The 23,109-nt window shown below is 49.7% G+C and carries 17 protein-coding genes and 2 pseudogenes; 4 read left to right on the forward strand and 15 right to left on the reverse strand.

The features are described 5' to 3' along the window. Positions 1-195: 195 nt before the first annotated feature. A pseudogene (locus tag GLV97_RS17525) lies at positions 196-1,251 on the reverse strand (penicillin acylase family protein); the annotation flags it as partial. 120 nt (positions 1,252-1,371) lie between these two features. Here GLV97_RS17525 and GLV97_RS17530 point away from each other — a divergent pair. Next, positions 1,372-2,379: an aldo/keto reductase gene (locus GLV97_RS17530; protein ID WP_160842018.1), complete on the forward strand. Its 1,008-nt coding sequence runs from the start codon at positions 1,372-1,374 to the stop codon at positions 2,377-2,379. A 536-nt stretch (positions 2,380-2,915) separates the two neighbouring features. Beyond that, the gene (locus GLV97_RS17535; protein ID WP_160890227.1) at positions 2,916-3,392 is read left to right on the forward strand and encodes a DUF456 domain-containing protein; all 477 of its coding nucleotides are present in this window, start codon (positions 2,916-2,918) and stop codon (positions 3,390-3,392) included. A gap of 44 nt (positions 3,393-3,436) precedes the next feature. Here the strand turns inward: GLV97_RS17535 and GLV97_RS17540 are convergent, their stop codons facing one another. The 6 genes from GLV97_RS17540 to GLV97_RS17565 form a co-directional block, all read right to left on the reverse strand. After that, the gene (locus tag GLV97_RS17540; protein WP_160835355.1) at positions 3,437-5,227 is read right to left on the reverse strand and encodes an L-lactate permease; all 1,791 of its coding nucleotides are present in this window, start codon (positions 5,225-5,227) and stop codon (positions 3,437-3,439) included. Between the two features lie 272 nt (positions 5,228-5,499). Continuing rightward, complete coding sequence (locus GLV97_RS17545) at positions 5,500-6,276, reverse strand: fumarylacetoacetate hydrolase family protein (protein ID WP_160890228.1); 777 nt, start codon at positions 6,274-6,276, stop codon at positions 5,500-5,502. Positions 6,277-6,293: 17 nt separating this feature from the next. Continuing rightward, positions 6,294-7,757 carry an FAD-linked oxidase C-terminal domain-containing protein gene (locus GLV97_RS17550; protein ID WP_160890229.1) on the reverse strand — a complete coding sequence of 488 codons (1,464 nt, stop codon included), beginning with the start codon at positions 7,755-7,757 and terminating at the stop codon, positions 6,294-6,296. Positions 7,758-7,763: 6 nt separating this feature from the next. Further along, positions 7,764-9,125 (reverse strand): (Fe-S)-binding protein, encoded by a 1,362-nt coding sequence (locus GLV97_RS17555; protein WP_423784979.1) that lies wholly within the window; start codon positions 9,123-9,125, stop codon positions 7,764-7,766. 4 nt (positions 9,126-9,129) lie between these two features. Beyond that, positions 9,130-10,401: an FAD-binding oxidoreductase gene (locus tag GLV97_RS17560; protein ID WP_160890230.1), complete on the reverse strand. Its 1,272-nt coding sequence runs from the start codon at positions 10,399-10,401 to the stop codon at positions 9,130-9,132. A gap of 75 nt (positions 10,402-10,476) precedes the next feature. Then, complete coding sequence (locus GLV97_RS17565) at positions 10,477-12,651, reverse strand: malate synthase G (RefSeq protein ID WP_160890231.1); 2,175 nt, start codon at positions 12,649-12,651, stop codon at positions 10,477-10,479. A gap of 200 nt (positions 12,652-12,851) precedes the next feature. On the opposite strand from GLV97_RS17565, the gene GLV97_RS17570 reads away from it, so the two are divergent. Next, positions 12,852-13,751: a LysR family transcriptional regulator gene (locus GLV97_RS17570; protein WP_160890232.1), complete on the forward strand. Its 900-nt coding sequence runs from the start codon at positions 12,852-12,854 to the stop codon at positions 13,749-13,751. Between the two features lie 41 nt (positions 13,752-13,792). On the opposite strand, the pseudogene GLV97_RS17575 reads toward GLV97_RS17570, so the two are convergent. The 8 genes and pseudogenes from GLV97_RS17575 to trxA all read right to left on the reverse strand — a co-directional run bounded on the left by GLV97_RS17575 (position 13,793) and on the right by trxA (position 22,405). Then, a pseudogene (locus GLV97_RS17575) lies at positions 13,793-14,574 on the reverse strand (SDR family oxidoreductase). A gap of 116 nt (positions 14,575-14,690) precedes the next feature. Then, positions 14,691-15,158, reverse strand: coding sequence for a DUF1641 domain-containing protein (locus GLV97_RS17580; RefSeq protein WP_160835348.1), 468 nt, complete (start codon positions 15,156-15,158; stop codon positions 14,691-14,693). Next, positions 15,158-18,097: a formate dehydrogenase subunit alpha gene (fdhF, locus tag GLV97_RS17585; protein ID WP_160835347.1), complete on the reverse strand. Its 2,940-nt coding sequence runs from the start codon at positions 18,095-18,097 to the stop codon at positions 15,158-15,160. Before fdhF ends, GLV97_RS17580 begins: the two co-directional genes overlap by 1 nt. After that, entirely contained in the window at positions 18,090-18,881 is a 792-nt protein-coding gene (gene fdhD / locus GLV97_RS17590) for a formate dehydrogenase accessory sulfurtransferase FdhD (RefSeq protein ID WP_160890263.1), read from the reverse strand. Before fdhD ends, fdhF begins: the two co-directional genes overlap by 8 nt. A 130-nt stretch (positions 18,882-19,011) precedes the next feature. Further along, positions 19,012-20,460 carry a HAMP domain-containing sensor histidine kinase gene (locus tag GLV97_RS17595; RefSeq protein WP_160890233.1) on the reverse strand — a complete coding sequence of 483 codons (1,449 nt, stop codon included), beginning with the start codon at positions 20,458-20,460 and terminating at the stop codon, positions 19,012-19,014. Beyond that, a complete protein-coding gene (locus GLV97_RS17600; RefSeq protein ID WP_160842027.1) occupies positions 20,408-21,088 on the reverse strand; it encodes a response regulator transcription factor in 681 nt (226 codons plus the stop codon). Before GLV97_RS17600 ends, GLV97_RS17595 begins: the two co-directional genes overlap by 53 nt. Before the next feature lie 110 nt (positions 21,089-21,198). Then, positions 21,199-21,798, reverse strand: coding sequence for a hypothetical protein (locus tag GLV97_RS17605; RefSeq protein ID WP_160890234.1), 600 nt, complete (start codon positions 21,796-21,798; stop codon positions 21,199-21,201). 292 nt (positions 21,799-22,090) lie between these two features. Beyond that, positions 22,091-22,405 (reverse strand): thioredoxin, encoded by a 315-nt coding sequence (trxA, locus tag GLV97_RS17610; RefSeq protein WP_160835343.1) that lies wholly within the window; start codon positions 22,403-22,405, stop codon positions 22,091-22,093. A gap of 114 nt (positions 22,406-22,519) precedes the next feature. On the opposite strand from trxA, the gene GLV97_RS20290 reads away from it, so the two are divergent. Next, positions 22,520-23,092, forward strand: coding sequence for a CGNR zinc finger domain-containing protein (locus tag GLV97_RS20290; protein WP_160890235.1), 573 nt, complete (start codon positions 22,520-22,522; stop codon positions 23,090-23,092). Positions 23,093-23,109: the final 17 nt, after the last annotated feature.

Consider the following 23,109-nt stretch of genomic DNA (forward strand, 5'->3'; position numbering starts at 1 on the left):
TCTCGAAGGCATGCGCCTTCAAGGCGCCATGGCGATTTTCACAGCGAATGTGAAACGAATCGTGAAACTAATGAAGGAATAGAAAGGGTAAGCCTCATGAAAATAGAAGAAAAGCGGATTGCATGGACTATTTTATCCATACAATCCGCTTTTTTGAATTCTACCTTTCACAAATCCTCAGTTTTTCAGTGGCCTCGGATTATCCGGATTTCTTTTTTCCATATACAGCTGCTGCACATCCGGTCCGACGTTCGTTACGCCCCAGGCTATAGAGGGGTTATGACCAAGAATGATCCCTGGTATACCCGCGAAGATAACGCCGGAGACCTCATAATCCGGTGCCCTCAAATTCATCTGATACCAGATGGAGGGGGTGGCCATTCCAAGATGGGGATCATCGGCAAGCACCGGTGCACCTGAGGCTGTCCGGCTTCCGCTCACCACCCAGTTGTTGCTTCCATTGAGTTCATGGGGAATGACTGCATCAGCAAAGCTTTTTTCCATATCCAGTCCTTCAGCGTCCGCTAACACGGTCGGAGCCCCTTCCGGATAACCGGAGAACAATTCGTATGCCTCCTCCTCCGGGAAGTTTTCCAGTAAGTAATAATGAAACGCCTGCCGCTCCCAGTGACCCCCTAAGTCAAACGCCATATATTTTCCAATCGTTAATGAATCCAACGGTGTCCAAGGCGCCGGGTCAATGGCCATCATGGCGAATTCGGGCGGAAGCGGTTCTGATTCCATATAAGCGTTCACCCCGTCCGCGAAAGCTTCCAGAAGTTCGATCGTCTCCTCTGGATAAACAGCCAGCGATTTTTCTGCCGCCCTTCGGAGTCCGAGTGTCCGGAAATAGCGGTCCTGCTCCACCGTCGCTTCGCCGACGACTTCACTCAACCGCCCTGACGCCTGCCTCCGGGCAAGCTCCATCTGAAACAGCCGGTCCTGAGCCTGCACATACCCCTGGGCCATGAATAGATCATGCAGCGTATCCGCTTCAATATGAGGCACGCCATACTCGTCCCGAAGCACTTCCACCGAACTCGACAAACCTTTAAGAGAAACCTCCCCCTCTGTTTCAGGGAGGCTCCGTACAGTGTAAGCGTTTACAAAAATAAGTGCAGCCAGAAGCAGGGTGAAGACAATCCCCATGGTCCAGAATACAGGTTTTTTCCATCTTTTTTTAGGCTTTTGATTATCTGAATGAATCTTTCCCGCTGTTTCCAATCCCCCAGCCCCTTTCGTCGTTTCCATTAGTATAACCTACCACGGAAACGGTGGATAGGTTCCCTGGTAAAAGATACGGATGAGGGCGATTAACTTCCATAAAAATCGGGTACATCCCATTATGTGTTTGATTGTGGAGGTGAAATAATGGAAAAAGTAAGAATTAGTAATACATCAATGGAAGCCAGCCGCATCGGCCTCGGTACATGGGCGATCGGTGGCTGGATGTGGGGCGGAACGGACGAAAAGGAATCCATCAAAACGATTCATTCCGCTCTTGATCAAGGCATTAACTTAATTGATACAGCACCTGTATATGGATTTGGTAAATCAGAGGAAATTGTCGGAGAAGCTGTCCGCCAGTATGGACGACGTGAGGATCTTCTTTTAGCTACGAAGGTGGCCATGGACTGGAAAGACGAGGAAACAGTCTTCCGTAATGCCAGCAAGGAACGAATCCACCAGGAAGTCGAAGACTCTCTCCGCCGCCTGCAGACGGATTACATCGATATTTATCAGGTGCACTGGCCGGATCCGGTCACACCGATTCATGAGACCGCAGAAGCATTGTCCTACCTGTATAAACAAGGGAAAATCCGCGCCATCGGAGTCAGTAACTTCACGCCGGAGCAGATGGACATCTTCCGTGAGGCTGCACCGCTCCATACGCTGCAGCCGCCGTACAACTTGTTTGAACGGGAGATTGAATCCAAAACACTCCCATACGTACAGGATCACGAGATTACGACGATCTCCTACGGATCCCTGTGCCGCGGACTGCTGTCAGGGAAAATGTCCACCGATCGTGAATTTGAAGGCGACGACCTGAGGAACAACGATCCGAAATTCAATCAGCCCCGGTTCAAGCAGTATTTGAATGCTGTACAGGAACTGGAGCAGCTTGCAGAAAAACGCTTCGGAAAATCCGTTCTACAGCTCGCCGTACGCTGGGTGCTTGATCAGCCGGGCTCCGGTATTGCCCTTATGGGTGGACGCCGTCCGGACCAGCTGAACCCTGTAAACGGAATCAGTGATTTCCAGATTGATGAACAAACGATGCATGATATCGATGAGATTCTATTGAAGCATGTGAATGATCCAGTCGGTCCTGAATTCATGGCTCCCCCTGACCGTCAGGAACTCGGACTAAAATAAACCTTTAAAAACGGATGCTTTCACAGGTCTGTAAATTTCAGAAATAACCCATTCACATCGTTGGATCTGACCATATGTCCAGATGGTCACGTTCCGCTTATCGGTGGATGCGTGCCGCGGGCGTCACCACCGATAAGCTCCCCGTGACCTTACCAAATGACGAACGGGAAAAGAGGCGGCCTTCTATTATTTAGAAGGCCGTCTTTTGTTATAGCAAAATCTAAAAATTCATCTACGGAAAAAGTCTATCATACACACGACCTCGAGGTTTTTTTCAAAACCGTCCGTATACAGGCCTGTCCATTTGCAGAATATGAAGATGATAGAACCGCTGGAACGACTTTAGCGGGTTACCAAGACACCTTGGACGCCTGTACACACAAATTGATGTGACGGAATTTCCTTAGCTATGGTCCCTTAGGAGAGCTCCCTTTACTCTTTCAAACAAAACCTGAGCATTTAAGAAAGAAAAGTTTAGAAACCTTTTTTGTTGTGAATCGTAGTAGAAGCGTAGTGTAAATGAGGAGGATGGAAGAATGGACATTTTAATATGGGTATTGATCATCGCCAGCTTTGCGGCGAGCTTTGCCAGTGTAATTTTCCCGATTATACCAGGACCACTGGTGTTATGGATTGGATTCCTGATCTATTTCTTTTTTGTAGATGGGAACGAACTATCGATCTTTTTCTGGATCGGAGCAGTCGTCCTTACGATTCTACTGATCATATCAGATATCATAGCCAATAGTTATTTTGTAAAACGGTATGGAGGCAGCAAATGGGGTGAGCGGGCAGCGGCCGTCGGGGTCATCGTCGGCTCGTTCATTATCCCGCCTTTTGGAATCCTGGTCGTACCTTTTGTACTCGTCATCATCGTTGAACTTGTTCAAAAACGGGAAAGTCAGGATGCCTTTAAGGCGGCTGCAGGCTCCTTGTTCGGCTTCCTGAGCGGAACGGCGGCCAAAATTGTCATCACTCTGATCATGGTCATCTGGTTCTTCATTGATATTTAACAAAACACGCCCGAACGACGCGTCTCCGCGTCCCGGGCGTGTTTTCATTTGGCGGCACGAACATTTTTCTGATTTCGCAGCCCGCTCTCCGGAAGCCGTTTATGATTGGTGGCAATCACATAGACGGCAGCGGTCGTAATGATAGCAGCAAGCATGGAGCCGAGGTTGAATATTCCTTTTTCAGCCGTCCAGACGATGGAATATCCAAGCGCTCCTGCCGATGCTGCATAGTAAAGGAACGGGAAAATCGTTTTCCTGATAATGTCCCCTTCTTTCCCGACAAGGCCGACGACCGCACAGGCGGCAACCACGTTATGAACGCAGATCATATTCCCAGCCGCTCCCCCTACTGCCTGGAGAGCCACCATCCAGGAGGCATCCACACCAATCTGGGAACCGACATCATATTGGAAAAGCGAAAACATCATATTACTGATTGTATTACTTCCAGCAATAAACGCTCCCAGACCACCGACGAAGGAAGAAAACAGGGGCCAGAAATCACCGGCCAGACCGGCAACACCATTCGCCAGTTCAATCGGCATACTGCCAAATCCCGCAGCTCCTCCCCCTGAATTCAAGAAAACCTGCACCATCGGGACCGTAAATAACAGCGCGGCTGATGCCGGAATCATCGTTTTTCCAGAATGAGCCCAGGCTTCTTTATAGGCGCCTCCATTCATTTGATGGATGAAAAATGTAATCAAAGAGACGAGAACAAAAATCGTGCCGGGCAGGTACAGGGGTTGAAAACTCGATGAGATGCCGGTTCCGAATAAATTCGGGAACGCCACCGTCCATGACTGCACCCAATCCAGGACCGGCAGGGATTTCAAACGCGTCAATACAAGGAAGGCTCCGACGAGAACATACGGCATCCAGGCCCGGACCATGGAAATCCGTCCGCTTTGATGGGCGATATCCTTAATCTCAATACGGCCGGTCCACGATGGGTCCCATTTGGATGCATCAGGGAAATCCCAGTGTTTTTCGTCCTTTGGAATAAGAAACCCTTTTTTAGCAGCCGGAACGACGATGGCCAGTCCAACCAGACCGCCGATCATGGACGGGAATTCAGGTCCGAGAAGGTTCGCTACGATTGTATACGGAATGGTCATGGCAAAAGCCGCAAATAAAGCGAACTTCCAGACACGTATACCTTCACTGAAGGATTTGTTTTCTCCAAAGAACCGCGTCATTAAAGCGACAACAAATAGAGGAATCAATGTTCCGACAATGGCGTGGAGAATGGCAGCGCGCCCGCCAATCGTCGTGACCATAGCCAGGAAGTTGGATGAAATGGAAGCATCTGCCGACAAGCCCGTCTGAACCCCGACAAGAATCGGAGTTCCTACAGCACCGAAAGATACCGGGGTGCTCTGGATGACCATCCCCGCTGTGACAGCCGCCATCGCCGGAAACCCAAGACCTACCAGCAAAGGTACGGCAACAGCTGCCGGTGTCCCAAAGCCTGCCGATCCTTCAATAAACGCCCCGAACAGCCAGGCAATGATAATCACCTGGATCCGCCGGTCCGGGGAAATATCGATAAACCCCTGCCGGATCGTCTTCAGTCCTCCACTCTCCTGCAGGGTATTCAGCAGAAGAATAGCACCAAAAATGATGTAAAGCAGGGTCCCGGCAACGACGAGTCCATTGACAGAGGCTGCGGCTACGACAGCCCCTGGTACTTTCCACACAAATAAAGCAAGCAGCACAGCAACTATGTACGAGATCGGCATGGCCCGGCTGGCCGGCCATCGGAGACCAACGAGAAAAATTCCAACAGCAACAATCGGCAGCAGTGATAAGAGTGCTAACATTCCGGTGTTCATGGCTCACCCTCCATCTTATTTGTTCCCTGTTCCATTGTTGAATCTCCTTGATGTAAGCGTTTTCTTTTACATTATAAGGTCACCTGATGACAGTTTCAATGAAAATTAGAAAATTAAGTAAATATTACAAATAACGACAAAAGACATGCTGCCCCGAGCAAATAAAGGACGTGAAGAAGATCTCGAGAGATGGTAAGCCGCCTCTGAACCAACCCGTCCGATGATCATGACCTCTCCATCACCGGACGAGTAGAACCGATGAGTCTCAGACTCTACGACTCGATGGATACAGTGGACCGAACGGCTTTATTTCTCAGCACACCGATTTCGTCAATTTTACATTCAATGATATCCTGATCCTTTACAAAATGTGCGCCTAGTGGACTTCCTGTCAGGATGACATCCCCGGGCTGAAGCGTCATCACCTTGGATAAATAAGCGACCATCGGAGCAAGCGGAACGATCATCAAACGTGTCGGGCTGTTCTGTGTTTCCACTCCATTGATATCCGCTTTGACATACACTTCTTCCGGACGAAGGCTGGTTTCCACGACAGGACCAAGCGGCGTAAACGTATCAAAAGCTTTTCCCAGCGTCCAGTGGCCATCCTCGTGAAAAAACTGCGGGGCCGTCACATCATTTCCGATGGTATAGCCGAAAATGTGGTCATAGACGTCGGATTCTGCTATATTTTTTGCTTCCTTTCCAATGACGACAGCCAGTTCAGACTCAAATATTACTTCTCTGACCGGCTCGGGAATTTCTATGTCCTCTTCCGGACCAATGACAGAAGAGGATGGCTTCAAGAAGAACACAGGCAGATCTGGAAGGGTCTCCGGCAGCTCTTCTGCCTCCGCAGCATAGTTGGCTCCGATCCCGATCACCTTCTCTGGTTTTACCGGCGCGAGCAGACGGACTTGATCAAGCGGCCGCACCTCTCCCGTATACCGCCAGCGCCCATATTTATCTCCTTCAATAAAACTGACATCATCGCCATGGATGGTTGCTTCATAGATCTGGTTCTCATACGATACGCGGACAAATTTCAATTGGATCGACTCCTTTTTCAAGATTGGACAGCCACCGTGTCCCTGACGATTTTCTTCACGTCCATGCAGCGGCTCGGCTTTGGAAACAGCTTGCCCTGGTTTAATAGATCATAAGGATTGAATACATCACGAATATCGAGCTGCGCATCAATTTCTTCGTCTGTAAAAATGAAACGCATTTCTTCTTTTTTCTCAATCCCGACGCCATGCTCCCCGGTGATCGAACCTCCCACATCCGCGCAGGCTTTCAAGCAGGCGGTTCCTGCCTGAAGGGCTTTTTCGGTTTCTCCCGGGATTCGGGAATCAAACAGGATCAGCGGGTGCAGATTGCCGTCTCCAGCATGAAAAATGTTAGCGATCCGCAGACCTGACTCGCGGCTGATTTTCTCAATTTCCTTCAGCACCTCCGGAAGGCGGCTTCTGGGAATCACCCCGTCCTGGACGAGGTAGTCCGGGGAAATCGCCCCCATCGCTCCGAATCCGGTTTTGCGGTTGGCCCACCAGCGTGATCGTTCTTCCTCACTTTTTGCTACTTTCACTTCCCGTACATTCCAGCTTTGACAGACTTCCAGGATTTGATCGATCTGCTCTTCCAAACCGGCCATGATTCCGTCTACTTCGATCAAAAGGAAAGCTTCTATATCCGGGGGATGGCCGACAGGGAATGTCCCTGCCTCCACTCCTTCAATGGCCGTCTTGTCCATCATTTCAAGGGCGGCCGGTACGATGCCGGCAGCGATGATATCCGAAACCGCCCGGCTTCCATCTTCCACATCATCGAAATAAGCAAGGACCGTCTTTTTCCCCTGCGGACTCTTTAAGATCCGGACAGTAATCTTCGTGACAATGCCCAGGGTCCCTTCCGAACCGGTCAACAGCCCCATCACATCGTACCCGGGGATGTCGGGAGCCCCCTCGCGGCTGATTTCGATCACTTCCCCATGAGGCAGGACGACTTCCAGACCGAGAATATGGTTGGTCGTTACTCCGTATTTCAAACAATGGGCCCCGCCGGCGTTTTCCGCTACGTTCCCTCCGATGGTGCATACATACTGACTGGAAGGATCCGGCGCGTAATAGTACCCTTTATCTGAAATGGAATTGGTCAGCTTTAAATTGACGTACCCCGGCTGGACGACTGCCTGACGGTTTTCAAAGTCTACATGTAGCAGCTGCTTCATTTTTACGAGAGTGATAATGACTTCATTATTAAGAGGAATCGCTCCCCCGCTCAATCCCGTCCCGGCGCCGCGGGCGAGAAAGGGCAGATGATTCATATGGCAGTACCGCACGAGAGCCGCCACTTCTTCTGTATTTTTAGGAAATACAACCGCTTTTGGCAGAGCTTTATGGACTGTAAAACCGTCACAGTCGTAAGAAATTAAGTCTTCCGGCTTATAAAGGATTTCCTGCTCCCCGACAATTTTGATTAAGCTGCGGATATGAGGATCCACCTTGTTCTGCTTTTTTCTTTTCAACATCTGTCCTCATCCTTTCCTTCCGGCCGCCTGCTCATCCTTTTGATACGCCCAGTCCAGCAGCTGGATCGTATGGACGATTTCACTGCGCCGTCCGTATTTTTGAACACCCATCGCCATTTGCAGCATGCAGCCCGGATTTCCCATTGAAATCATCTCCACATCTTCTGGGACGTCGGTCATTTTCCGGTCGAGCACGGCACCCGCCATTTCCGGGTTGGTCAGGTTATAAATTCCGGCACTACCACAACAGGTGTCCGCATTTTTCATCTCTTTATACTCAACCCCTGGGATATCCTGGAGCATCTGCCTCGGTTCGTGGCGCACCCCCTGTCCGTGAGCCAGGTGGCAGGCATCATGATAGGTGATGCGTTTCTGGATTGGACTTTCCGGCTTCACATAACCTGTGTCATATAAGTACTTGGAAACGTCCTCCACTTTTGCCGCGAATTTTTCAGCCCGCTCGCGCCACTTCGGATCATCCTTAAACAGCTCCGGGTATTCTTTCAGGGCACAGCCGCACCCGGCAGCATTGACAATCACTTTGCCGGCATCCTCGAACGCTTCGATATTTTGTTTGGCAAGTTTCCGCCCCGTATCACGGTCGCCGGCGTGCACGTGGAGTGCCCCGCAGCACGTCTGCTGTTTCGGGAGGGTCACCTCATTGCCATTGTAAGTAAGGACATGGATGGTTGATTCATTGATATCCCCGAACATGACATCCATGATACATCCGGTCAGCATCGCCACTCTTGCCTTGGCTGCCCCTTTGGCGGGAATAACGTCTACGTTTTTATACGTTTTCTGAACAGAAGCTTTCATTTCCGGCATAATCGCTTCCATTCCTGCCAGGTGGTCCGGCATGACCTTCACCGCCCCGGATTTGCGCATCACCTTCTGCAGACCACTCTGCTGATACAGCTTTAACAACCCACTCACCGTCTGCATACGGTTCGGATGGGGAAACAGCCGTTTAAGGAAAAAGTTTCCTGCTGCTCCTTTCCAGCCACGAAGCGGCATGGCCTGACGCACCTGCCCCCGTGCTTCTTCAATCAGCCCCCCGACATCGACATCAGCCGGACAGGCGGTTGTACAGGCCCGGCAGTCCAAGCATTGAAAAACGGGGTCAGCGAAAGCCTCGTTCACATTCAATTTCCCTTCGGCCACAGACTTGATTAAGTGGACGCGCCCTCTCGGTGAATGCTGTTCCTGACCTGTTTCCAGATACGTCGGACAGGCTTCCAGACACATCCCGCAATGTACGCAGTCCGCCCACTTTGCTTCATCGGGGTGGTCTTTTGGAAAGTAATTGCTGAGCGTATTTTCTTCACAGGGAAGAGAGGCGCCTTTCTTCTTTACCAGTTCTTTCAGCAAGTTAAATCCCTCCTATGTAACGCTGGAGATTACACACACCATGAGGGTCGACCGCTTTTTTAATCCCTTCCATCAAGGAAAAGTGCCCGGGCTTTCTCCCCCATACATCCATCTTCTCCCTCACATGATAAGGTAGATGTTTGATGACGACGTATCCTCCTTTTTGTTCGGCTTCCGCTCTCAACCCTTTTATGACAGCGGTTACATTGCCTTCCTGACCTCGGAGGACACATTCGCTTACGCCATGCCCCAGACCTCCGTGGCCTTCGATATCAACAAGATGACTGGTTCCGAGATCACAGGCCGTTGTCATCATCGTGAACACATCCATATTCTTTGTCCCTGCCTTTACAACAGCACACAGATCTTTTTCTTCAGCATGGGCATTCGGCACGGTGACGGCAAATCGCTCCCAGAACTTCTCTGCATCTTCCTTATGAAGGATCTCCAGAACTGCATTCTCCGGTTTGTGATGGGTCATCCATCCCTCCTGCTCCTTCACGGAACGCTCCACATCCTCAAACCCGACAAGCAGGGTGCAGGCCCGGGTCCCTGTAAGCTTTTCTGACAGCTTCGGTGTTACCATTTCAAGTGTTACAGGTTCGATCATGGCATCCTGGATATCGACCGCCAATTTACGGAGCTTTTCTTCCTCTCCGTCAGGAAAAGATACAAGAACAAGGCTTTCATATTTTAGAGAAGGCCGCAGTTTCATCGTTATTTCACTGATCACACCCAGCGTCCCCATAGCACCGATAAACAATTTATTCATATCATAACCGGCCACATTTTTAACGACCTTCCCGCCTGTGCGGATAATCCGTCCATCAGGATAGACGACACGCAGTCCGATGACGTGATCACGGGCTGATCCGTAGGCTAACCGCTTTGGGCCACTTTCATTAGCAGAAATCACCCCGCCGATTGTTGCCTGCTCCGGCCAGTGCGGATCAAGCGACACCTGCTGCCCGTACTCCTGTAAAAAGCGCTGCAGTTCAGCTATGGTCGTCCCGGGCTTTACCGTTATCGTCATATCTCCTGCGTTATGTTCTACTATTCCTCGATACTTCTTCAGAGAGAGTGTCCAGTCATACCCCTCGTTTGCCCCACCATATCCCCGCTTCGTCCCTCCGGATTCAACAGCAACGTGCAGCCCTTCCCTACGAGCCTGCGTCAGCAGTTCACTGATTTCTTCCTCCGTTACGGGTTCATGAAGCCGCCTTCCTCTATTTCCATAAATATCCTTAAACTTTACATGTTCCTGAGTGTCCATCAGGATCCTCCCTTCTGGTTTCCCACCAGGCCCTGCCGGAAAGAGAACAGGAGCCGGAATTCCGGCTCCTTTCTCTTAATGGCTGGCATACTGTTTCTGTTTCGCTTCGCGGCGTCGTCTGTGAAGAATCGGTTCGGTATAGCCATTCGGCTGAGCTTTTCCTTTGAAGACGAGATCACAGGCCGCCTGGAAGGCTACGCTTTGTTCATAGTTATGGGACATCGCTTTGTAATCAGGATCGTCCGCATTCTGTTCGTCCACGACCTTCGCCATCCGCTTCAACGTTTCCATGACCTGCTCTTCCTGCACGATGCCATGATGAAGCCAGTTCGCCATATGCTGGCTGGAAATTCGGAGCGTTGCCCGGTCTTCCATCAATTCAACGTCGTCGATATTCGGGACTTTAGAACATCCGACGCCATGCTCGACCCATCGGACGACATAGCCGAGAATTCCCTGGGCATTGTTATCCAGTTCATGCTGGATGTCCTCTTCCCTCCAGTCTCCGTCCTTCGATACAGGAACCTTCAGAATGTCCTGCTGAAGAACGGCAGGGTCCCCGGAAATTTCTTTTTGGACATCAGCTGTATCCACTTCATGATAGTGAAGGGCATGAAGAGTTGCAGCCGTCGGGGAAGGCACCCAAGCGGTGTTCGCTCCCGCCTTCAACTGGCCGTCCTTTACAGCAATCATCTCTGCCATACGGTCCGGCATCGCCCACATTCCTTTTCCAATCTGGGCTCGTCCACGGAATCCAGCGTTGACGCCGACGAGGACGTTCGACTTTTCATACCCCTGCAGCCAGGCGGAATCTTTCATATCATTTTTACGGATGACAGGCCCTGCTTCCATGGACGTGTGGATTTCATCACCAGTCCTGTCAAGAAACCCGGTATTTATGAAAGCGATACGCTCCTTCACTTCTTTGATACACGCTTTCAAATTCAAGGTTGTGCGGCGTTCTTCATCCATCACACCGATTTTCAGTGTGTTCGTTTCATAACCGAGAAGCTGCTCGGTCCGTTCGAATAACTCGTTGGCAAACGCCACTTCCTTGGAGCCATGCATCTTCGGTTTTACAATATACACAGACCCCTTCGCAGAATTTTGATACGGGCCATTTTTTAACAAGTCATGCTTCGCCAGCAGTCCGGTGACAACAGTATCCAGAATTCCTTCCGGCACTTCCTCCCCGTTCTGGTCAAGGACCGCATCTGTTGTCATGAGATGCCCGACATTTCGCGCGAACATAAGAGAGCGCCCGGATAAGATCAGGGAACTTCCGTCCGGCGTCGTATACGTCCGGTCCGGGTTCAACTCCCTCTTGATCTCACGGTCCCCTTTTTGGAAAGTGACGGAAAGGTCGCCTTTCAGCAAACCGAGATAATTTTGATAGACTTCCACCTTATCGTCCGCATCAACAGCTGTGACGGAGTCCTCAAAATCCATAATCGTTGTCACAGCCGATTCGACAAGCACATCCTTCACACCAGCCGGGTCGGTCTGTCCGATTGGGTCATTGCGATTGATTTGAATTTCAACATGCAGGCCATTGTTGACCAGCAGCACACCCGCCGGTGCATCAGGTCCTCCAGTGAATCCAGCCAGCTGCTCGGTATGTTTAAGCTCTGTCGATCCTTCCGGCATTTTCACTTTCAAACGGCCATCAAAAATGCTGTAGCCTTCTACGTCTTCATGGGACCCTTCAGCAAGAGGGAACGTACGGTCAAGAAACGATTTAGCATAAGCGATGACTTTCTCTCCACGGACAGGGTTGTAATCCCCTTTGGGTTCTGCCCCGTTTTCCTCGCTGATCACATCTGTCCCATAAAGGGCATCATACAAACTCCCCCAGCGGGCGTTGGCGGCATTAATGGCATAACGGGCGTTGTTAACAGGAACGACCAGCTGCGGGCCTGCCTGACGGGAGATTTCCTCATCAATATTTTCTGTGGAAATGGAATAGTCCCTGACTTCCGGCTCGATGTACCCCAGCTCCTTTAAGAACGAGGTATAGGCATCTTTGTTGGACAGATCATGGCTGTGGTGCCAGTCATCGATTTTTTCCTGCATTTCATCACGCATTTGCAGCAGCTGTTTATTCTTTGGAGCGAGGTGGTGAAGAATGGCTTCAAGACCCGCCCAGAAGTCATCACTGGAGATGCCGCTGTCCGGCACCGCCTGTTTATTAATAAATTCATACAGCACAGGAGCGACCTGCAGATTCCCCACTTTGACATAATCCTGCATTGTTTATTCCTCCTTCATAAAATGAAAAGATCCCCGACAGAAAACGCTTCCAATAATTGTCGGAAATTTCTATCTATTGGTTGCTTTCTATCTTATAATAGAAGCAAGCATATCTAAAATACATATTTGGAATCACTCTTATTCTCTTTAGTTATACCAGGACATTCGAATTACCTAATTTTTTACAGGGAGGAATAGATATGGATATCCGCCATTTGCAATACTTTGCTGAAGTCGCTAAACAAATGAGCTTCACAAAAGCCGCTTCTACCCTGCATGTGTCCCAGCCTTCATTAAGTAAAACGGTCAAACAGCTGGAAACAGAGCTTGGTGTACCGCTGTTTTACCGATCCAAGGTACTACAGCTGACCGATGCCGGCGAGGCTGTCCTCGCCAACGCGATCCAAGTACTGGATGCCTTTCACAACTTGACGGCGGAACTGGATGATATTACGAACGTGAAAAAAGGAAAGATTCGTATCGGCATTCCACCGATTACAGGGGCAGCTTTTTTCTCAAAAATCATCCGTTATTACCGTGACAAATATCCCGAGGTGGACATTCTCTTAAGTGAAGTCGGATCGAAGATGATCAAACAGGGCGTCGAGGACGGTTCTCTGGATTTTGGACTCGTATGCAACCTGCCTGTGGAATCCTCGCAATTCCACACGTTAAAGGTTGTAGACGATCCTTTGATGCTTCTTGTCCATACAGATACATCCACAGCTGCTAAGGACATTGTCCATCTAGGTGAACTCCAGGATGAACCTTTCATTCTATACAGGGAGGATTTCACTCTTCATGACCGCATCATTGAAGAGTGCCGGGCAGCCGGCTTTCAACCGAATATCGTCTGCCACAGCTCCCACCGTGACTTCATGATGGAGATGGTGGAGGCAAAAATCGGTGTGGCCCTGCTTCCGAGTCAGATTGCCCGGGAAGCGGCTGACAAAAATATCGCTGTTCTCCCTCTGTCGCATCCCAACCTCCGCCTGGAGCTCGGACTGGTATGGAAGAAGAATAAGTACCTCGCCTTTTCAGCGCGGGAGTTCATTTCAATGTCGCGGGATTATGTAAAAGAAACGGTCCGGCTTTCATAAGTAAAGTCGTGACCGTACCTATCAGCTTTCCATGAAGGCTTTTATGACAAGAAGCCTCCATCGGAATGGATGATCTGCCCCGTCACCCATCCGGAGTCTTCTCCGGCTAGAAAACAGATCAGGCGGGCAGCGTCCTCAGGTTCTCCGATCCGTCCCATTGGAAATCTCGGCTTCAGTTCATCTTTCAGCGTCCCGGTCATCCACCCCGTGTTCGTCGGACCCGGGTCGACAGCATTGACCGTAATATTCAACGGCGCCAGTTCAATCGCTGCAGATTTTGTAAAGGCAGACACTGCCCTTTCGTCGATACGTAGGCAAGGTTTCCGGGTTCCGGCGATTGATCTTGTCCGGAAACCATATGGATTACCCTTCCTCCGTGCCTGCCTTCAATTCTCCGTGCAAAAGCCGTCGTTAATAAAAGGGTGCCTCTGACATTCACCTCATAATGGGCATCAAGAATAGCTGCATTCATAGATTTAAAGCCTGCGTCAATGGAATAAGTCGCATTGTTTATGAGAATGGCAGGACTTCCAAGGCGTTCTTCCACCACATCCAGCAATTTTTCCGGAGCATCTTTTTTCGATAAATCGAGTTCAAGTGACGCACAGCAGACCCCGTAATTTTGAACCTGTTCTTTCAGCTTTTCCGGCCACCCATCATCTGTATTTCTGTCATAGAAAGGCATCGACCGGTCATAAGCCGACCAATAAGTGAAGAAAATATCCACCCCCGCCGATGCCAATGCGCGACATACGGCTGTACCGATGCCTTTTTCCCTTCCTACTCCTGTAACAATAGCAATGCTTGAATTCAAAGGGCTCACTCCTTTCAACTTCTCTATTCTCCCCCTTCTATTTCCTCTTTGCGAAATCCTCCCGATGCCGGCTGTGCACAAAAAAAGCCTGAACCAGATTTTGGTTCAGGCTTCTGTTTGAATGGTTATTTCTGTCCCATGCCTTTCAGAAAGGACATCAGCATTGTCAGGCTCCGGTTGATTTCCGGATCTTTCAACACTTTGGCAAAATCAAGCATATTCATTTTTTTCGTCGTTCCTTCATCCTCCATACGCTCCAGCCCATTATTCAGCCGGCTGCTCAAGCTGCGGATGCCGCTGACGTTCAAATCACCAAGCAGGAAAACCAGCTCAGGAAGATTGTTCAATAGTGGTGTATACTGTTCCTTGTCAATTTCCCTGACAACATTGGCGAGGGTTTCATCCTTCGCCTTCACAAACGCCGAAAGCGTTTCGAGCGTTCCTTCTTTTTGAAGGGCGCTGAGCAGTTCGATGCCTTCCAGGATCGCATCCTTGTTATCTGCGACCGCTTCTTTGACCTCCTGGACATTCTCTTCAATGACTTCTTCCCGCGATTTCTCCAATCGTTTGATATCAGTGATCGCCCGTGCCATTAATGAGCCCCCCTGCCTGGGAATGTGTAATCTTCCCGCTGCCATTTTTTCTGGACCTTCACACTGATCTGCGGCACCGGGTTTCCGTTTCGGTGGTTATTCTTAGGAATCGGCGACTTCCCTTTCTTCTTCAGCACTTTCATTTTCACGGCAATTTCCTTATACGCCGGTGTGTCTGTGTCTTTATCCACCCGGTTATCAGTCAGGAAGTTGATGGCTGATTTACCATTGCTGTTCAGCGGCAGGAAGATTTCTTTCCCGCGGACACGGTCGGTGACCGTCACCTGTCCGGTCGCTTCACCGGATTCAGAAATCAGCTTCACTTCAGCTCCTTCTTCAATGCCCCGCTCTTTGGCGAGCTCCTCGGAAACTTCAATAAAGGCATTCGGCGTTTTTCTCTGGATGCCTGATGTTCGGTAGGTCATGTTGCCTTCGTGGAAATGCTCCAGCAGCCGTCCGTTATTTACATGCAGGTCATATTCTTCGTTCGTATCGTACATCAGCTCATATGTCAGCGGATAAAGCTTCGCCTTCTTATCCTCAAACGGGAAGCCTTCGGTGAAGAGAAGCGGTTCATCTGTACCGTCTTCGGCTACAGGCCACTGCAGGGAATTGTACCCTTCCAGACGCTCATAAGTAACGCCGGCAAATAACGGTGCCAGTCCGGCTGCTTCAGCCATAATTTCAGATGGATGCTCATAGCCCCAGTCCACACCAAAATGTTTGGCCATCAGCTGGATGATTTCCCAGTCCGGCTTTGTGCCTTCCAACGGGTCAAAGCTCTTATAAAGACGCTGGATCCGTCGTTCCGTATTCGTAAAGGTGCCGTCCTTTTCAAGACTTGGAGAAGCCGGCAGCACAACATCGGCATATTCAGCGGTCTTCGTCAGGAACAAGTCCTGTACGATGAACAGATCGAGCTTTTCAAAGGCAGCCGTTACATAGTTGATGTTGGCATCAACGATTCCTGTATCCTCACCCATGACATACATCATGGAAAGCTCCCCGTCATGAATGGCTTCAATCATCTCGTGATTATCCATGCCGGTTTCTTTAGGAAGTTCCGTCCCCCACGCTTTTTCGTACCGGCTGCGGACCTCGTCATCTTCGGTTGATTCATAGCCCGGGAAGAAGTTCGGCATACTTCCGAAGTCACTGCATCCCTGTACGTTGTTGTGGCCGCGGAGTGGATAAGCGCCTGTACCCGGCTTCCCGTAGTTTCCGGTAATAAGCAGGAGGTTACTGATGGCTGTACTTGTATCACTGCCAAGCATATGCTGTGTCACGCCCATCGCCCAGCAGATCGCTACCGTTTCCGATGTGGCCACTTCTTCCGCCACCTGCTTCAGTTCCTCCTGCGGGATACCGGTCAGGTCAGATGCATATTCCATCGTAAACGGCTCCAGGCTTTCCCGGTATTCATCAAAGCCGTTGACCCAGTCGTCCAGGAAGTTTTTATCTTCCCACCCTTGATCGAGAATGTATTTCGTAACAGCGGAAAGCCAGACAAGATCGGTGCCTGATTTCGGCTGATAAAAACGATCGGCACGCTTCGCCATTTCATGCTTTCTCAAGTCAAAGACGAACAGCTTATGTCCCAACAGCTTCTGCGAACGCTTGATGCGCGAAGCAAGAACAGGATGGGATTCCGCTGTGTTGGAACCGATGGTAATGACGAGTTTACTGTCTCCGAGATCATCAATGGAGCCGGAATCACCGCCATACCCCACCGTACGGAACAATCCTTTCGTTGCCGGTGCCTGGCAGTAGCGGGAACAGTTATCCACGTTGTTCGTTCCGATCACCTGACGGGCCAGCTTCTGCATCAGGTAGGATTCCTCGTTGGTCGCTTTGGAGGATGCGATGAAGGCGAGATGATCCGGGCCTTTCTCAGCTAGGATTTTCTTCATACGATCGACGACATACTGCATCGCCTCTTCCCACTCCACCTCTACAAAATGATCATCGCGGCGGACGAGCGGTTTCTGAAGGCGGTCCTCACTGTTAACGTAGTCCCAGCCGAATTTCCCTTTGATACATGTGGATATGCCGTTGGCCGGTGACTGGGCACTTGGCTCCACCTTGAGAATCTGGCGGTCCTTCGTCCATACATCAAAGGAACATCCAACACCGCAGTAAGTACAAACGGTTTTTTCCTTCTTGATCGTTTCCTCACGCATCGCTGCTTCAGAATCAGATACAGCAAACAACGGACCATAACCGGTTTCCACTTTTTTCGTTAAGTTGATCATCGATTTCAGGATTCCAGGCTCCGTATCTGTTAAGAATCCAGCTTCACCCTCCATGCCGACTTCCATCATTGCGTTACACGGACAGACCGTCGAGCACTGCCCGCAGTTGACACAGGAAGACTGATCAATGGGAACATCATTATCCCAGATAACCCGCGGCTCCTGACGCTCCCAGTCTATCGTAAGCGTCTCATTTACCTGAACGTCCTGACAAACCTCTACACAGCGCCCGCAAAGGATACACTGGTCGGGATCGTAACGGTAAAAAGTGCCTGAGTAGTCCTTTTCATAGCTTGTCGGCTGAAACGGACGTTCCTGGTGCTCAATACCGAATTCCGCCATGGTATTGTGGATTTCACACGATCCATTGTTATAATCACATACGGTACAGTACAGTTCATGCTTTTCAAGAACACGGTCAAGAGCTTCCTTCTGCGCCTTATGTACATGTGGAAGCTGTGTCTGCACTTTCATGCCTGCCTTGACTTTGGTCCCGCACGCCCGGACAAGCTCTCCGTCGACCTGAACGATACAGGAATCACAGGTCTGGATCGGTCCAAGGGATTCGTTGTAACAGATCTGGGGCACCTGTTCATTGACTTTATTCATTAATTGGATGAGTGTCTGGTCCGGATGATCAGCGAGGTATTCTGTGCCGTTTATTTTTACGACGGTATGTTCATTCAATCATGACTCCTCCTTTACTTTCTTCCTTTACACGGTCTGGATGGGTGTAGACGTTCATACGGTTTCCTCTTACGAATCCAGCCGCTGTAATATTCAGATCGCCGGCCAGCTGCAGCGCCAGATCTGTTGGTGCGGATTTTGATAAGAGAAGTCCGAAACGCATTTTGGATACCTTCAGAAGAACTTCAGAGGAAATCCGTCCACTGAAAATAATCATCTTCTCTTTTGAACTTACTTGATGACGGAGCATATATCCATATAATTTATCGAGCGCATTATGGCGGCCGATATCTGTATACGCCTTTAGAAGGCCTGATTTTCCGGCAATGGCTGCCTGATGGACGCCGCCGGTCTGCTTGAACATGCCGGCTTCCTTATGGAACGCTTCCATCAGCTGATAGCACAGCTCCGGTGAAAACGTCGTCGTATCCACGGCCGTTTTCGCCGTAGCGGCATCACTTTGAAAATAAAACGCGCGGCTTTTTCCGCAGCAGCTGCCAAGCCAGCGCTTCTGTCCTTCTATTACAAACGGAACAGTCCTGGATGTTTCCACGTAGGCAAACCCACGCTCCTCGTCGATGGTTAGATGCGTCAATTCCCTATACGTGAGAATCACACCCTCAGAAGCGAGAAAACCAATCACAAGGTCCTCCATATCCATAGGTGTGCAGACCATCGTAGCAAATTCCTCTCCATTAACGACGATCGTTAACGGATATTCAACAGCTACCACGTCTTCCTCCTCCTGCCCGTACTGTTCGTTGTAGCGCTGAATGGTCCACATACGGGTTTCCAAAATTATCCCCCCTCGAACGTTACCAGTCCATTCCCGTTCTTTCGACAAAACAAACCCCTGACAGCATCTGGATGTCAGGGGTTTGTTTTCCATTTATAGATGATAACGAACCGTGCTTTCACACCTCATGCAGAGGAAGTTTCAGCGTAAAAATCGTTCCATTTTCTGATGACCGGGTAAGCTCAAGCTTTCCTCCTTGAGCTTCCGCCAGCATACGGCTGAGAGGAAGACCAAGTCCCAGCCCCCGCTGTTTCAGCTTCTTATTTTTACCACGGTAAAAACGTTCAAAAATAAGCGGCTGCTCCTCTTCCGGAATGCCCGGGCCGTTATCGGATACGTTCATGATCAGATGGGATGCGTCCCGTGTGACATCGATCATGACCTTTCCTTCCTGTACAGCCTGATCGGCATTCTGAACAAGATTGAACAAAATCTGCTTCAGCCGGTGATCATCGACAGGAAGAACCATCTCTTCTTCGGGAAACTGGACGTCCAGTTGAATATGATCCGGATCCGACTGCCACTGTTTTTGAAAATGGGTCAAAATCGGACGAAGCGGCTGATGCTTTTTGTACATCGGCAGTGCACCAGCAGCATACGTATTAAAGCTCAATAAATCCTGGATCATGACCTGCAGGCGTTCCATTTCTTTTAAAGACAGGTCCAGGTACTCTTTCGCTTCACTGCCTTCGACAATATCATCCTTCACCGCCTGGATCAGACCACTCATCGATGTGACGGGGGTTTTCAAATCATGCGTCACTCCGGCCAGCAGTTCCGTACGCATCTCTTCCAGCTGCTTGAGCTTGGCAGCCATATCGGTAAAGGAATCCATCAATTCAGCCAGCTCTTTTTCCTTCGGAGGCGAAGACATCTGGATATCATAGCTGCCTTCACTGACCCTTCTGGCTGCACGTGCCGTTTCTTTCAGCGGCTTCGACAGCTGCCTCGTCAAATAATAAATAACTCCCCAGCCGAGCAGACCGACACCCCCGAGCAGCAGGGCCAGTAATCCATATTCCTGGTTCAGACGGCTGAGTGTCTCCTTATCATTGACTAAAACGACATACCCGAGCGTTTCCTCTCCGCTTTCAACCGGCTCGCTGATCACGTAAGCCCTTTGATTCCGGTCAAGGGACACCACGGACTCGGTCGTCTTATACAACGATTCATCGACATAATCGCCGGCATTCCTGATCTGCCCTCCGCGCTGGTTCGTAACGAGAATCTCCCCTTGGTCGGTGACAATCAGCGCGGCCGGAATTTCACTTACATCCAATTCTCCTGCGCGGTTTCTTAAAATCTCCTCAAACAACGGCCCCGAAAGGATCCGGCCGTTTGTCGTCACAATTCTATCAGCAATTTCCTGTCCCACAATGTGCATCAGATTCAGCCTGTGGTCGACCGTCGTCTTCTTGATCCACCAGACGGACCCTGCGGCTATGAGAATCAAGCCGATGAGAAGCGTAGCCAAGTACCTTCTGGACCAGTAATGAAAAATCGTTTTACGCTGCTCAGGTTTGTACACTCCACTGATACCCCAATCCCCGCAGTGTTTTGATGTCATACGGCTCTTCCTTTGAATCTCCAAGCGCCTTACGGATCCGCTTAATCGATAAATCCACCGCCCGGTCACTTCCGTCATAATCGATGCCCCATACGTGATCAAGCAGCTGCTCCCGGGTGAAGGTCTGATTTGGATGACGGGTGAGAAAAATGAACAGCTTGCCATCCTTCGGAGACAATTCGATTTCCTGCCCATGTTTATGAACGGTATGGGCGGCCGGGTCGACGACCAGTGATCCTATGCGGAGAAGCTGGTCCTCCACTCTTGCAACCGGCCGGCGCAGGACAGCTTTTACTCTTGCTACTACTTCTTCACCGATGAAAGGTTTGGCTATGTAATCGTCGGCGCCGCTTTCAAAGCCTTTCAGCTTATCATCAATTTCCCCAAGAGCTGTCAACATGATCACCGGACAGGCACTTTTTTCACGAATTTCCTTCAATACCGCCCAGCCATCCTTATCAGGAAGCATCACATCAAGCAGCACGAGGTCTGGACGATGCTCAGTGAATTTTTCAACTGCTTCATTTCCCGTCCACGCCTGTTCGGTCAGCATATCATTTTTGGATAAGTAGGCCTGGAGAACACGGGAAATGGTCGGTTCATCTTCTACAATCAATACTTTGTTCATCGTTACAGCGCTCCTTTGCTTCCATTATAAAGGGTAACCAGGGCCGTGGAGAATAAATCACATAAAAAAGAAGGCTTTTTGAGGAAGCCTTCTTTTCCCTTGCTGTTGTATTATACAGCGGAAGCCGCGGATTCTGCTTCTTCTGCACTTTCCTCTTTATCCGGTGCCTGTCCGCGAGGCTTTAGATCAATGCCAAGTTCCTCGAGCTGGGCCTGCGCTTCCTCCTCTGTCAGTTCACCGCTTTCGACCTGCTCACGTATCTCATCCAGCTGGGTACGCTGTTCCGCTGTCAGGTCTGCACCCATGGGATGACCTTTTCCTCCGTGATGGCGGGGCTGCTCAATCCCGAGCTCCTCCAGCTCTGCTTTTGCTTCTTCCTTCGTCCATTCGCCTGCTTCCACCTTGGACCTGATTTCCTCAAGCTTCTCTTTGGTTTCTTCATCTAAGTCCTCAAAATGGTGGCCGCCTTTTTGGAAGAAAAAGCGTTTCTGCTCCTGGAGTTTCTCAAGAACTTCATCTTCGCTCAGTTCTCCGTTCTTATACTGCTGCAGCAGGCTGCGGATTTCCGTTTCACTGCTTTCCACAGACTCCTGGGTCACTTCTATATCCGTTTCTGTTCCGGCATCTGTCGCCGCATAAGAGACGCCCGGGATGGCAATCGCCAATGCAAGAGCCCCTGCCAGTGCTTTTTTTGAAAATACGTTTTTCATGTCTTTACGTCCTCCTGTAGACTTCATGTATTTGGTACATGTTCATCATAAAAAAGAAATAAGTCAGGAAGATGTCAAAGCTGAAACTTTTTTGGACGGGTGGGTGCAGCGGATATCGGCCGTTCAGGTCGGTTTATCAGTCTTTTTCCAGATATATCGATTTCTTTTAGAATATATCAACGAAATTTGTGATATATCGATTTTTTCCAGTCTATATCAATTAATTTCGGGATATATCAATTAATCTCCATTTTCCCCATAAAAAAACGGAGGCCTGAGCCTCCGTTCCTCATTATTGATGCTGATTCAATGTTTCAGCAAGTTCTTCTCTTGATTTGAAGCCGACTTTCTTATCAACCAGCTCACCGTCTTTAAAGAAGAGCAGTGTCGGGATACTCATCACGCCATACTCCTGCGCCGTTTCAGGATTCTGGTCAACATCCAGTTTAACGATTTTCGCCTTTCCGCTCATTTCTGCATCCAGTTCCTCAAGAACAGGTGCGATCATTTTACAAGGGCCGCACCATGGGGCACCCAGATCCGCAAGGACGAGTCCTTCATTGGTTTCATTAGCAAAGTCTGCATCGGTTACGTTTGTAACTGCCATGATTGATTCCTCCATTTGAGGGTTATTTTATAACCACTAAATTATTTTATTACGGTTAGAATAATAAGATATGTTAAACTATAAGTCAATAGAAAGGATTCGGAGGTTTTTATTGTGCAGGATCAGATGACATTTTCCCACTTTTCTTCTTATGTATTTATTAACTTTTTTAATACGATAAACAGCCGCCGGGATCAGGCGAATGATTATTTGACGATGGAACAGGGGGGGGATGAATGGCTTGATCTCATGGGTAAGCATAGGCTGCTTACGGATCAGCAGGTGGAGGCTGTTAAGCGGGGCCCCTTCCATATTGAGAAGCTCCGCAGTTTCCGGGATCAAAGCCGTTCATACTTTTACAATCGAGAGAATGAAGAAGCATTAACCCATATGCTGAGTGAATGGACGAAAGGATCCCTGCAGTTTATATTCGACCAGGACGCCTTGGTGCCCGTCCCTTTGAAGGGCGGTTCAGATGGGTTGCTGGCGATCCTCGCCTACCAAATGCTCCATCATAAGGAAGCCGGCATCTGGGAGAAAGTTTCCGCCTGTCAGAATGATGACTGCCTGGCCTTATTCGTGAATCAAAAAGGGCGTCGCAAATGGTGTTCCATGGACGTGTGCGGCAACCGGATGAAAGCAAGGAAGCATTACAGTAAAAAGAAAGCCGGTCAGCCGGCCGAATAAAAAAAGGAAGCGTCCAC

The sequence above is a fragment of the Halobacillus litoralis genome (assembly GCF_009856355.1).
In the GTDB taxonomy this organism is placed as follows: Bacteria; Bacillota; Bacilli; order Bacillales; family Halobacillaceae; genus Halobacillus; species Halobacillus litoralis_B.